We start from the raw sequence: 13344 nt of genomic DNA on the forward strand, positions 1-13344 counted from the left end.
CAAAACAAGCGGCTAGGACATTTTTGTCTCAGCCGCTTTTCTTTTTCTCGTTCATTCTTTCATCTTATTGGACCTTTTTTCTTGGGTATAGACTTTTCTCATATTCTACCACAATTTTTGGTTTTCCTAACACATGATAAGATCTCACAACGAATTGCTTTCTATTATTGTAATATCCTGTAACAACTAGTTTCATCCCTTCGTCTACTTCAGCTAGGAAGTTCAAACTATGGGAAGCAATCAAACAATTGACCTCATTTAAGCTAAAACGAATCAGTGGTCTGGCGCTGACCTGCAACGTACGGATTTTATCTACTGTTCCATATTTTTTCTCCATTGCCTTCACCTCATCACCATTATACGAACATACATTCCTTTTTGTAAAGAGGAAACACTTTTTATCTTGTAATTTTTTGTCCAGCTATTTTTCTTAAAGAACATATAACTTTTCTTACAACGATGAAGGACCACTTATTAACAAAAAAGCGGCAACAGCATAAATTGCTGTCGCCGCATTGCTGATCAAGGGTTACTTATCATAAAAGATTATTTACTCAAATGTTCTTCAACGATTTGTTGAGATTTATCAGCTGTATCTTCCACTTCGCCTTTTGCTTTTTCTAACTTTTGAATATATTGTTTCAAACTTGTGTTTTCAGCAGTTGCTTCGTCTAATTTTTTTTGCGTATCTGCTAACTGAGTTTCTAAATTTTCTTTTTCTTGTGTCAGTGTTGCGATTTTTTGGTTCAAACCATTTACAGTATTTTGTAATTCTGAAAGTTTTGCTTGTGCTTCTTGTAGTCTTGCAGTCCAATTTGCATTCAATCGATTGATTTCATCATTTTTTTGGTTGATTTCGTCTAGTTTCGCATTGATTTCATTTTGTTTGCTTTGTAGTTGTGCATCCTTGCTGACTAATTGGCTTTCTAAGTTTTGTTTTTCTGCTGCCAATTGATTTTTTTGGTTTTCTAATTCATTTACTTTTGCTTGGTATTCTTGGACATCTGCCTTTGAATCTTGCAATGTCTGTTCTTTTTGTGCTAGTTGTGCGGTAAGATCTGTAATCGTTTGCTCTTTATCTGTCAACGTATGGTCAAGCTGTGTCAGATTCTCATTGATTGTATCGATATCTGTCTCTCCACCCCACAAAATAATTTCATTTGCGTAACGCGTGCCTGTAAAGCCAATTAGACATAAAAATGCAACCACGATCCCACCAACAATAATTTTCTTTTTCATTATGTAGCTCCTTCATTTAATCTTTTTACACACTAAAAGTAAGTGATTTCACATGCAATGTCAAGCACTTTTAAATTACGATTGTAATTTTAATAGAAACGCTATTAAATTCTCATTTAATCTTCCTTTTTTATGTATCTGAAAAAACTTTTCATAGAGAAAAATATACCTTAACACTTTCTTAAATATAGATGTATGGTAAAAATAAATGAAAAAAACTAGTTTTTCTTAAACGTAATCCTTTTCATTTCATAAATTACTGTGTTTATTACAAAAAACGAGGATTTGTCATAAATTGTCATGCTTCTTTTACCTATGAAATATTTTCACGTGTTAAAGTATTCCTCGTTGAACACAACAAATAAAACTTTTTAACGAATAAAGGAGATTTTTCATGACATCACTTAAAACTTTACTTTTTGGAACAACTTTGGCTGCCGGTGCTGCATTCTTCATGGGAACGACTGCTCATGCGGACGAAGCTTATACCGTTCAATCAGGTGATACTCTATCAACGATTTCTCAAAAATACGTTGGTGACAACTCCTTGATCAATGCCATTGCAGAATCAAATTCAATTTCTGACATTAACCTGATCTACTCAGGACAACAATTAACGATTCCAACAGAAGGCTCTACACAAGCAGCTGCTGAACCTCAAGCAGCCGTTCAAGAAGCACCAGTCCAAGCTGAACCTGTTCAAGCTGAACAACCTGTTGTACAAGAAACGGTTCAAACGGAAACACAAGCAGCCCCTGTTGCTGAAACACAATCTGCTACAACAGAAACAACGGCAACAAGCACGAATGCTGCAAAAGAATGGATCGCACAAAAAGAATCAAGCGGTTCTTACACAGCAACGAACGGACGTTACATCGGACGTTACCAATTAGATTCTTCTTACTTGAATGGTGATTACTCTGCTGCGAACCAAGAAAAAGTGGCAGAACAATATGTTGCTTCACGTTATGGTTCTTGGGAAGCTGCGAAAGCATTCTGGGAAGCAAACGGTTGGTACTAAGATTCATTTATTAATCGAACGGTTTACTTTTATACAAAGAAAGCCAAAAGAGGTGCGACACTAGTTGTGTCACACCTCTTTTTTTATTTACCTAATCTAATGAAACGTTCCAAGTTTTGATAAGTATTTTTCTTAACTTCTTCAACTGATAGCTCTTTGATTTCAGCGATTGTCTTTAACTGTTCTTCAAGCAGTGAGACATAATCTTTTTCTGAAAAATTATCCCCTAACGCCCACTCTGCTGCATGTAGTCCATCCGTTTCAATAAGTAAGTGATCGATTGGGACTGTTTTAGCTAGTTGCCAGACTGCTGGGTTCTTTTTCAAATCAAGACCAATGCTGAAATAACAGCCTAAATCAATATAGTCTTGTTGATAGTCCAAAGAAGAATACCAATGAATCAAATAGTGATTAGGGTAAGCTTGGATATAGCTTAAGATCTCTTTTTCGCATCCTTTTGTATGCAGTACAACAGGTTTCTTATTTATGGCTGCAAAAGCAAGCTGTTGCTCAAACACCCTTTTTTGTGTAGACAGTGGTACATTCGTCCAGATATTGTCTAACCCTATTTCACCGATGATCCTTGCTTTCTTCAAAAAAAGCTCAACATGTGCAAACGTATAGCTATCCGCTTTCCAAGGGTGGATACCGTAACTTAAGACTTGATTCTTGCTTGTTGCAAGCCGTCTGTTTTTCTCCCATTCTTCTGGCGAATCACAATTAATGATCGTCAAAATCGTGTGTTCCTGCTGAAGAAGTGCTAAACTCTGACTCCCATCTAAATGACAATGAGCATCACTTAACATCTCATTCACCTGCCAATAACTGATAAATCGTTTGCTTCAACTCTGATTGCTGCAGTAGCCATTCACGTGACCGTCGTTTTTCAGGCACTTGAATCTCAGCAATCACATGTGCCGGACGGGTGGAAAGCACAAGGATCCTGTCTGATAAATAAATTGCTTCTTCAATATCATGTGTCACGAGCAAAGTAGTTCGCTTTGCTTTTTTAGGCAGTTTCAGCATCCAGTCTTGCATCTGCCCTCTGGTCATAGCATCTAACGCTCCAAATGGTTCATCAAGAAGCAAGTAAGAAGAAGGATTCATGATTGTTCGTAACAAGGCCGTTCGCTGCTTCATCCCGCCAGATAATTGTTCCGGCAAAAAATGTTCATAGCCGTTTAACCCAAAGATATCCAGATAATCCCTTATTTGTTCTTCATTGATTGCTAGATGATTGATTTTTTGATATAACGTAACGTTTTGATAGACGCTCAGCCAAGGAAGTAACATATCTTCTTGCGGCATATAACTAAATGCTGTATGGAGACCAGTTACTTTTTGATCGTCTACTTTGATCGTTCCAGAAGTCATAGGCTGGACTCCTGTTAAAGTTTTCAGCAATGTTGACTTACCGGCTCCGCTTGGCGCGACAATCGATGTAAAAGTATCTTTAGGGATAGTGAAATGGATGTCTTCTAATATTTTCAGGTTTTCAATGACTACATTCAAGTGGCTGATTTGGATTGACACATCTATCACTCCTATTTTATAAACTGATTAGTGAATAGTTCTTTCGAAGGTACATCTTGCTTGATCAATCCGTTTTCCTGCATAAAAGCTGTATAATTGCGCCAAACTTTTTCTTCCATCAATCCCCAATTCTCAGGATCATCCGTATAATTTTTTGACAAGAATGCTTGTGATTCTTCTAAAAACGTCCATTCATTTCCTTTTGCGTATTTTTGCAACAGTTTAGCACTGTCGTTTGGATCTTTAATAGCTTCCTGATAGCCTTTTTTCGTGGCATCCATAAAAGACTGTACCAATCCTGGATCATTTTTGATCAGTTGATCATTCGTAATAATTACCGGAGTATAGTAATCTAACCGTTCATCTAATTCTTTCAATGGGATATAATTTAGTTCAATACCCGCTTCTTTTGCTTTGATCATATCCCAACCTTCAAAGTACCATTGGATATCTGAGGATTTTCCTAAGCTTTCTGGCCCTTCTCCATTGCTTCCTACCATTGTCAGTTTTGAAAAGTCACCGCCGTCTTTTTCCATCACAGCTTTTAAGACAGCTTCTTCACTTGGACTTTGCCAACCTGCATATGTTTTTCCTTCAAAATCTTTTGGTGAATGGATGTTACTGTCTGATAGGGTGGCGAATCCAGAAGTATTATGTTTGATCACTGTAGCAATTGCTTTGACTGGTATATTCTTTCCATCTGCGTGCGCATAAGTGACATCTTCTTGATAACTTATACCAAATTGTGCTTTGTCCGCACCTACTAGACCAATACTTGTCGAATTATCTCCTGGTTCGACGATTTGGACATCTAAACCAGCCTCTTTATAATAGCCTTTTTCTTTTGCTACGTAGATGCCAGTATGATTAGTATTTGGTACATAATCCAAAACAAGTGTCACTTTTTTCAAATCCTTCGTTTCTTGTTTGCTACTTGTTTCTTTTGCAGTGCCACAAGCGGATAAAAGCAACAGTAGCGGTAATAAAAGCCATAATTTTTTCATTTGATCCCCTTCTCTTAAAAAGTATAAAGCATACGGTAATACCCTTTTTTCAATAATGAACAAGCGCCATTCAGCAATAAACTCAATAAAATGACACAAATGATCGCAGCAAAAACTTTATCAATCTGGTAGCTGTTTTTTACGCGTATCATATAATACCCTAAGCCTGCTTGAGCGCTTAGCCATTCTCCAACGACTGCTCCACTGACACAATAAGTAGCGGCTACTTTTAAACCGGAAAAGAATCCGGATAAACCCGCTGGTATTTTATATATTCGATAAATCTTCCCTGTATCTGCCCCCATCGTTTTCAAAAAGATGATTTGCTCCTTCGATACTTTCCTCAATGTATCCGAAAAAGAAACTACGATCGGAAAATAGCTTATCAAGACAACAAGAATCACTTTTGGAAGCATACCGAAACCAAACCATAGGGTCAATAATGGCCCTAAAACCATGATTGGCAACATTTGAGAAATCACTAGTAATGGATAAAAAGACATTTCTAAGAACTTCCAATAATCCATTGCCAAAGCAGTAATAAAAGAAAGAACGCTAGCTATTGCCAAACCAATCACTGCTTCATTTAATGTTGTGACAGAATGGGAAAGCAATACTTGTGCATCTGCTGTTAACGCAGAAAATACAGCAGCAGGTCCGGGTAAAATAAAAGCGGGTATTTTCCAAACTAAGACAACAATCTGCCAAATAATTAAAATGAATGCCATACTGACTGCTGGATAAAGATTTTTCTTCATTTTGACGCCTCCTTTCTTCTAATATGGATAACAAAAAACGCTTGAAATGGGCACGACATAGTAACCCGCTTCAAGCGTCTGCTATGTTTCTCCCTTCACCAGTATTAACTGACAGGTTCAATGGGTCTAAGTTCACAACTTACTCTCATGTCGTCTACGACATCCCCAGAAACAGGTATTCATTTTTTAAAGTGTAGCACAAGAAGGAAAAAGCAACAAGCGCTTTAGTTATCATGCTGATTATTTCAATAAATAGGAGAGATCACTTGCCAATGTCGGATACCCCATGATATAGCTATCCAACTCTTTTTTAGTCAATTTTTGATTGATGACTAGTGTCAAATCATCAATCAATTCGTCTGCTTGCTCGCTAATCACTGCAGCACCAATCAAATAATTTTGCTGGTCGAAAGTTAATTCAGCCTTAGCAACTGGTTCATTGACGCGATGATAGGTGAACCAATTGGTAAGATCCATCTCTACCACTTGATCTGACGAAGAGGCGTGACTTTTTGTAACCCCTACTTCAGCAAGCTTAGGACTAGCGTAGACGATCGTGGGTATAATTGGATATTTGATAGGGTCGCCTGTTGCATCCGTTATCCGCTTAGCTACATAATTCCCTTCAAAAGTGGCGACTGGTGTCAATTTGGGTGTTTTCCTTGAAACAATATCTCCACACGCAAAAATTTTTGGATTGCTCGTTTGCAGATAATCATTGACCTCAATCCCGTGTTTATCAAAGACGACATTCGCTTGTTCAAGTGCTAAAGATTCTGTATTCGGCTGTCTCCCAGTCGCACAAAAAATCATATCTGCCACTAATTCCGTCTCTTTTCCGACTAAACGATATCGAGTTCCTTCCGAGATGATCTTTTGGGTTTCAACATCAAAAGCAAACTGAATACCAGATGCTTCCATTTGATGGACGGCTTCCTCTACCAAAGACGCCTCAAATTCTTTTAATGGTCGTTGATTATGATGGACAATGGTTACTTTACTCCCTGCAGCATTGGCAATCGTAGCCAGTTCAAAAGCAATATATCCGCCGCCGATAAAAATAATTTCTTTAGGCAGTACAGGCAATGATAAAAAATCTGCACTAGTCTTCAAGTATTCCTTTCCTTCCACCGGTAAGATTGTGGGTCTTTGTCCTGTTGCCAGAACAAAGTAATCTCCATGAAAAACTTCTTCATTGACTTCAATAGATGAGTCGTCTAAGAAACGAGCGGTCCCTGAAAGATGATCGATTCCAGCTTCTGCCAATTGTTTTTTTCGATTTTCTGGAACTGGATCTGTGAATGTGCGTTTGAATTTTTGGAGTTCTTCCCAATTAGCAGTTGGGATCTCGTTAAATCCTTTTCCATTCAATTGTTTTATCCGATTACGGGCTTCTACTGCACTCAACAAGACTTTTTTAGGATCACATCCACGGTTAGGACAAGTCCCGCCCCATAGATCTTCTTCGACCACTAGTACTGTTTTACCTGCTTCTTTCAATCCATAAGCAGCACTTAAGCCGCTCACACCTGAACCGATGACGATTGCCTCATATGTTTTCATTTTCTTCCTCCTCTCGACTTAAAAAAGTAAAGACTTCTTTACTTGTCAGTGAACCAATATTTTTTCCTTTTTCTACTATCACAATGTTTGGGTACACTGAAAGAAGTGAATACACTTCTTTCAGAGGCGTATCAAGGCAAACTTGTTGATGACTGTTTTTTGGTACTTCTTTTAAAAAATATCCATTGACGACTAAATCTTCGACTCGCCATTCTTTCGTCTGTTTCGGTTCATCAAAGAAATGCCGTATATATTCATTTTTAGGATTCATCAATAACTGTTCTGGTGTGTCGCATTGGATAATTTCTCCATCTTTCATAAACGCAATACGATCTCCTAGCTTGATTGCTTCTTCCATATTATGCGTAACGAAAACGATGGTCGTTCCTAGTTCTTCATGTAAAGATAAAACTAATTCTTGTAATGAATTTCTTGAAATAGGATCTAATGCGCTAAATGGCTCGTCCATCAAAATCACATCTGGGCTTGCAGCAATGGCTCGGATGATCCCGATTCGTTGCTGTTCTCCTCCAGACAACTCTCTAGGCATACGATTTCGATAAATATCAGGAGATAAGCCAACTTTTTGAAGAAGTTCATCTACACGGTCTGCTCTTTTCTGCTTTTCCCAACCTAACATTTCAGGTATGACTTCAATGTTTTGCTTGACTGTCATGGTCGGGAACAAAGCGATTTGCTGCAGCACATACCCCATATTCCACCGCATTTTCTGCAGATTATATTCATTTAACGATTTTCCTTTGAAGTAGATGTCTCCTGCTGATGGTTTAGATAATCCATTGATCATTTTCAAAGTAGTTGTTTTTCCACTACCAGAAGGCCCAACCAAAACAAAGATTTCTCCTTCTTTGATTGCAAGAGTTAGGTCATCAATGACATATTTTCCATCGTACTTTTTTTGCACATGTTTGAATTCGATTAATTTAGTCACTGATCTCCCTCCTTTAGTAATCCTTCGTTTTCCAGGAAGGTTCGTGCTACTTCTGCCGGTTTTTTCTTTTCGACATTGACTTGATAGTTCATATCGATCATTTGATTTTCTGTTATTTTTCCGCTTAATTTATTCAGCGCTTCAACGATTTCAGGATGGTCCTTGGCGAAATCTGTTTTCATCAGTGGCGCGCCTTGATAAGCTGGGAATAGCCCTTGATCATCTTCTAGAGTGACTAGATCATACTCCTTGAGTTGGCTATCTGTGGAATAAGCATCCACAATATTGACATCTCCATTATTGATTGCTTGGTAACGCAAACTTGGTTCCATGCTTTGTACACTTGAAAAATTCAATCCATATGCTTCTTGAATTCCTTTATATCCATCGGAACGATCAATAAATTCCAGTGTGAATCCCGCTTTGATCTGATTAGAAACTGCTGCTAAATCGGAAATCTTTTTAAGTTGATGCTCGTCTGCAAAAGATTTCTTGACCGCCAAGGCATACGTATTTTGATAAGCCATTGGTTTCAATAATGTCATATCGAATTGTTTGTTCAATAATTCTTCTGCTTCGTCATATGTTTTTTCTTTTGTCAAATCAGCACTTTTCATTGCTTCAGGTACCTTCACCAAGCTTTCTAGGACAGTCCCTGTGAATTCAGGATAGATATCGATTTGCCCTTGATCCAAGGCATTGAACAAAAAACTAGTCTTGCCAAAATTCGGTTTTAATTCAACTTCTGTTTTTGTGTTGTCTTCAATCAATTCTTTGTACATTTGGATCAGGATTTCAGGTTCCGCTCCTAATTTTCCAGCAATCGTGATGGTTTCATTTTTAAACAAGGCAGACTGATATAAAGAAACGCCCCCAACTAAACACACCACGGCTGCTAAAGTAATGATAGAATATCGAGGTTTCTTATGCTGCAACCAGCGAATCAATCCGCTGAATATAATGGCAAGCAAGGCAGAACTGATTGCACCAATCAATGTTAAAACTGGTGTGTTGCGGTCGATACCTAATAAAATAAATGTTCCTAATCCACCTGCTCCGATCAATGCCGCCAAAGTAGCCGTACCGATGATCAAAACTAAGGCAGTTCGGATACCTGAGATAATGACAGGCAATGCGATGGGAAGTTCTACTTTCAGCAAGCGTCTCATTCTGGACATACCAAATGCTACCGCCGCTTCTTCAATAGACGGGTCAATCTCAGCTAGACCAATGTACGTATTTTGGAAAATCGGAAGCAAAGCGTAAATAACAAGTGCAATCAATGCTGGAACAGTTCCGATCCCTACAAATGGGATAAGTAACCCTAATAAGGCAAGTGAAGGAATCGTTTGAAGCACACCCGTGATCTGCAATAAGACTTCTGCCATTTTTTTATGATTAGCTGCCCAAATTGCTAGAGGAATAGCAATCAGTGCTGCAATCAGCAAAGAAATGAGAGAAATAGACAGATGTTGAAATGCAGCTTCCAGCAACTCGCCTTTTCTTTCACTTAATGTTTGTATAAAATTATTCATGCGACCTTCCTTTCTGTTATTCTTTAAGTATAAACATTTCTTTACATTTTCCCAACTAACTTGACTTACCTTAACCCTACTAGGCGTCAGTAATTAATAAAAATATCACCTCTAAATATGCGGATAAAAAAGAATCCGAGCAACAAAATCGGATAGATTTATTGGTTCTCGTTTCTTCACAACGAACATCCAATACATCTATACGAAATGATCACTCGGAATCAACCGTATCGTTTTTCATATACAACTTTTCTTTTAAGTAAAAAGAAACAGCCAATAAAGTAGAAATCTCGTGGGGGAGAACACCTTTATTGACCTGTTCAACAAGTATTATACTGTATCATGACACTTTTTTGCCAAAAATGTAAAAAACGGTTGTTTTGGCATCATAAACGTCTTGTTTTCTTATTTTTACTTATATCACCACTTTATTTTCTATCTCTTTCACTCCATAAAGCGGAATGAGTTCTTCTTTTGACTGATAATAAACAGCTTTTTCACGGTTCTTCATCAAAAATAGAAAGATTTCTTTCATAGCAAGTGGTGCTTTGCCTTGTTCAAACACAAAGATGAATTGATACGATTCATTTATCTGGATTCTTGTCACAGGAATCAGTTTTTGGTCTTGAGCCAAAAAAACACCTTGATAATCTGTTTTTTTGGGTGATTTTGTAAGAATTGTCAATAAGTCTGCTGCTCGCATTTTTCCACTCCTTTTTGATAATTTGGAAGAAACAACCAAAAATAAATTTTTTTCATTTTCCTCTTGAAGAAAGAGTATAAGTCAGTATAATGAAGAGGTTGCTGAAAATTTTCAAAAGAAAAGAGGCTAGAAATGAAAAAATTAAATTTAATGACAGAATTGTGCGGAATCATTTTAGGCGCTGGGATCTATGGATTGGCTGTGACAGGCATCAATATTCCATCTAAACTGGCAGACGGTGGTGTTACTGGTATTGCTTTACTCTTGCATAATCTTTTTGGATTCGCGCCTTCTATCACTTCGCTGCTTTTTAATTTACCTTTACTGCTTATCTCATTGTTTCTTTTTGGAAAACACGCTTTTCTTCGGACGATCGTCGGAACATTTGCGCTGGTTGTCTTTTTACATTTATGGGAAAGCCTTCATATACATTTTGCTGTAGATAGTCTACTGATCAATAGTTTGATGACAGGGATTCTTTCTGGCATTGGTTGCGGTCTCGTCTTTCGATTTGGCGGAAGCACAGGCGGAACAGATATCATTTATCAAGCCATTGAAAAATATTTTCATATTAAGATTGGCAAAAGTCTTTTCTTGATCACTTTTGGTATTTTAGTTGTCTCCTTGCTTTATTTGGATCTCACACATTTTCTGTATACATTGCTTAGCTGTTCTATTCTATCTTATACATTGAATAAAGTGAAGTATCTGGAAATGGGACCTGTTTTGCCCCATTTGGAAGCAAAACAGACTACAGAAACATTTGAACCACTTGATCCTCTTGAACAGTTAGAGCACTAATTCTTATTTTTACTATTTTAGTTACTTTACTAAAAAATCATTATGTAAACTACAACGTATATTTTTTCAATAAAATTTTCTATAAAAATATGAAAACAAACTATTTTTGCAGACACTCTGTTAAAATAGTTTGTTTTTTACTCTTCACCCTTTCTCCTCTTGCTCACGGCAGAAAACATCAGCTAAGAAAAAAATAGGTTACGATATAATCTTTCGAGTAGAGTATAAAAAAAGAAACGCCGCAGCGTTTCCTTCTCCACTATAACATAATACAAGGTTGTATTTGTCTTATTTAAAATAGCTATTCTCTCCTAAAGAATTTCCCTGATCGTCAATCAGCCCTTGCAGTGAACGTTCTAAGATACCGTGGTTTTTTTTCGATTTTTTTTCTTCTGACTGCTTTGTTTCCCCTAATGTTTTTGTTCGATTGAACGTGCGTACAGACGGCTCATCATTTCTTTTTTCTTGATAAGGCGTTGGTTCTGTATCAAACAACAGATAAGAGTCATCTGTTTTTTTCATTGATTCGATCAAATGCTCTTCAGAAATTTTACTTTCTCTAGGGTCTGGAATAATGGATGCAGGTACATATTTAGGAACAAAATAAGAACGTTCCCGTACCTTTGTGTCCACAGATGAATTTCTCATAGTATTTCGAGACTCTGTCCTCGTTTCACTTTGCCTGACAGGACGAGGAGACTCACCAAAAAGTTTTTTCCGTCCAGTCGACGTGAGTTCTGATTGATGATGTCCAGTATAATCCGGTAATTTTTCTTTATGTTTTTCCAAATTTTCCTTGCGCGGAGCTGACTTCAATCCATTTGTTGCACGGCGCTTGCGTCGGACCTGTTCAGTGTTTGTGTTCGTGAAATGGAATTCGTTCATTTGTTCAAACGGGTGCTGATTCTGTTCAGTCAAAAGATCTTCCTGCCCGTCAAATAATACCCGCTTCTTCTCGCTGGTTAATTTTACGCCTAACTCGTCATCGTACGCAGGAAAACGGAAATGTTTTCGTCTGATTTCTTTCATTCAAACCATCCTTCTCAAAAATGGAACTTTTCTCAATAATAGCACAGATTTTTTGTTTTCAGTAGCAATGCGCTGATTATTTTAAGAAAATAGCGATGAATTTCATAAATATATAAAAAGTAACGAGGCTTAATTTGTCGTTTCTCTGATAACTAGTTCAGGGAAAAAGCGACGATAACCTTGACTTGCCCCTTTCTCTTCTATTTTTTTCAGCAACATTTCCCCGCATACTTCCCCCATACGGATAATATCTTGCTTGATCGTTGTCAATTTAGGCGAACTGATTTGGTCTAAAAACACGCCATCAAAGCCGATTACACCAAATTCTTCCGGCAAGCGCCCACCAGCATTTACAATTCCTCTTACCGCTCCTAGTGCCAGTCGATCTGAGCTGCATACAAAACAAGTTTTATCGGTGAAACCTGCCCAGTTTTCTATCATATATCTTTCTACTTCTGTCGAATGATTTGGAAATCGCAAGATCTTACTTGGAAGATCAGCTTCCTTCATCACAGATAAGTAACCAGCTTCCCTTGAAAGCTCAAACGATTCGTCCACTTCAATCCCGATATAAATAATTGTTTGGTAATCTCTTTCTAAGGCATATTGCGTTGCTTTTGCTGTACCATATTCATTATCGCTGTCTACATAGTCATATCCTTCACAATTTTCTCCAAACAAAACAACTGGTTTTTCCAAGCGGTCAATCCAATCGAAGTCTTTTTTTCTGACACCTGTGATGATGTATCCATCACAAGAACCGACATCGAATGCGTCATTTGTAACTAGTTGGAGAGAATAATGCGCTTTTCCGATCCGTTTAGCGATCCCCATCAGCAAATTCATGTAGTAGGGCTCGGTTGTGTCGATTTCTTCCAGTATAAATAATTTGATGATCTGTGACCGATTCGTGACAAGTGCTTTTGCAGCAATATTTGGGCGGTAATCCAATTCAGCCATTGCGGAGAAAACTAGCTCTTTCAATTCATCCGTCACCTGTTCCGGATGATTGATGACTCGAGAAACCGTCATTTTTGAAACATTGGCACGTTTTGCAACATCTGCTAAAGTGGGCATGCTCTCTTCCTTTCTAACATGTTGTCGTTCTTATTACCAATTATACCAAATTTTCCTAACAGGGTTCATTATAGCCCAAAAGAAAAATCAGAAAATCTCCTATCCTCCTTAAGTGATTTCCCGATTCAG

Annotated in this window: 14 protein-coding genes and 1 riboswitch; of the genes, 2 read left to right on the forward strand and 12 right to left on the reverse strand. The window is 37.7% G+C overall.

Annotated features, from left to right (window positions below):
- Positions 1–64: 64 nt before the first annotated feature.
- On the reverse strand, positions 65–337 hold the full coding sequence (locus AB3I27_RS02920) for a hypothetical protein (protein ID WP_002313858.1): 273 nt from the start codon (positions 335–337) through the stop codon (positions 65–67).
- A gap of 209 nt (positions 338–546) precedes the next feature.
- Positions 547–1239 (reverse strand): hypothetical protein, encoded by a 693-nt coding sequence (locus AB3I27_RS02925; RefSeq protein ID WP_002309519.1) that lies wholly within the window; start codon positions 1237–1239, stop codon positions 547–549.
- Between the two features lie 394 nt (positions 1240–1633).
- Here AB3I27_RS02925 and AB3I27_RS02930 point away from each other — a divergent pair, with 394 nt between their 5' ends.
- Positions 1634–2260: a LysM peptidoglycan-binding domain-containing protein gene (locus tag AB3I27_RS02930; RefSeq protein WP_002310878.1), complete on the forward strand. Its 627-nt coding sequence runs from the start codon at positions 1634–1636 to the stop codon at positions 2258–2260.
- Positions 2261–2343: 83 nt separating this feature from the next.
- Here the strand turns inward: AB3I27_RS02930 and AB3I27_RS02935 are convergent, their stop codons facing one another.
- The 8 genes from AB3I27_RS02935 to AB3I27_RS02970 form a co-directional block, all read right to left on the reverse strand.
- Positions 2344–3066 carry a TatD family hydrolase gene (locus tag AB3I27_RS02935; protein WP_002319981.1) on the reverse strand — a complete coding sequence of 241 codons (723 nt, stop codon included), beginning with the start codon at positions 3064–3066 and terminating at the stop codon, positions 2344–2346.
- A gap of 1 nt (position 3067) precedes the next feature.
- The gene (locus AB3I27_RS02940) at positions 3068–3793 is read right to left on the reverse strand and encodes an ABC transporter ATP-binding protein (RefSeq protein WP_002344152.1); all 726 of its coding nucleotides are present in this window, start codon (positions 3791–3793) and stop codon (positions 3068–3070) included.
- A gap of 11 nt (positions 3794–3804) precedes the next feature.
- Positions 3805–4797: an ABC transporter substrate-binding protein gene (locus tag AB3I27_RS02945; RefSeq protein WP_002309523.1), complete on the reverse strand. Its 993-nt coding sequence runs from the start codon at positions 4795–4797 to the stop codon at positions 3805–3807.
- Between the two features lie 14 nt (positions 4798–4811).
- Entirely contained in the window at positions 4812–5555 is a 744-nt protein-coding gene (locus AB3I27_RS02950) for an ABC transporter permease (protein WP_002309524.1), read from the reverse strand.
- Positions 5556–5628: 73 nt separating this feature from the next.
- Positions 5629–5733, reverse strand: a riboswitch (TPP riboswitch).
- 62 nt (positions 5734–5795) lie between these two features.
- A complete protein-coding gene (locus AB3I27_RS02955; RefSeq protein ID WP_002344150.1) occupies positions 5796–7118 on the reverse strand; it encodes an NAD(P)/FAD-dependent oxidoreductase in 1323 nt (440 codons plus the stop codon).
- Positions 7105–8070 carry an ABC transporter ATP-binding protein gene (locus AB3I27_RS02960; protein ID WP_104760293.1) on the reverse strand — a complete coding sequence of 322 codons (966 nt, stop codon included), beginning with the start codon at positions 8068–8070 and terminating at the stop codon, positions 7105–7107. Before AB3I27_RS02960 ends, AB3I27_RS02955 begins: the two co-directional genes overlap by 14 nt.
- Positions 8067–9605, reverse strand: coding sequence for an ABC transporter permease/substrate-binding protein (locus AB3I27_RS02965; RefSeq protein ID WP_002319985.1), 1539 nt, complete (start codon positions 9603–9605; stop codon positions 8067–8069). The genes AB3I27_RS02960 and AB3I27_RS02965 overlap by 4 nt, the downstream gene beginning before the upstream one ends.
- A gap of 415 nt (positions 9606–10020) precedes the next feature.
- On the reverse strand, positions 10021–10308 hold the full coding sequence (locus AB3I27_RS02970; protein ID WP_002309528.1) for a hypothetical protein: 288 nt from the start codon (positions 10306–10308) through the stop codon (positions 10021–10023).
- Between the two features lie 132 nt (positions 10309–10440).
- Here AB3I27_RS02970 and AB3I27_RS02975 point away from each other — a divergent pair, with 132 nt between their 5' ends.
- Positions 10441–11109: a YitT family protein gene (locus AB3I27_RS02975; RefSeq protein ID WP_104760294.1), complete on the forward strand. Its 669-nt coding sequence runs from the start codon at positions 10441–10443 to the stop codon at positions 11107–11109.
- Positions 11110–11397: 288 nt separating this feature from the next.
- Here AB3I27_RS02975 and AB3I27_RS02980 read toward each other — a convergent pair whose 3' ends face one another.
- Together AB3I27_RS02980 and AB3I27_RS02985 are read right to left on the reverse strand one after the other, a co-directional pair.
- A complete protein-coding gene (locus tag AB3I27_RS02980) occupies positions 11398–12138 on the reverse strand; it encodes a hypothetical protein (RefSeq protein WP_002345901.1) in 741 nt (246 codons plus the stop codon).
- A 129-nt stretch (positions 12139–12267) separates the two neighbouring features.
- A complete protein-coding gene (locus tag AB3I27_RS02985) occupies positions 12268–13215 on the reverse strand; it encodes a LacI family DNA-binding transcriptional regulator (RefSeq protein ID WP_002309535.1) in 948 nt (315 codons plus the stop codon).
- Between the last annotated feature and the right edge of the window lie 129 nt (positions 13216–13344).

The sequence above is a fragment of the Enterococcus sp. C46 genome (assembly GCF_040887565.1).
Taxonomy (GTDB): domain Bacteria; phylum Bacillota; class Bacilli; order Lactobacillales; family Enterococcaceae; genus Enterococcus_B; species Enterococcus_B lactis.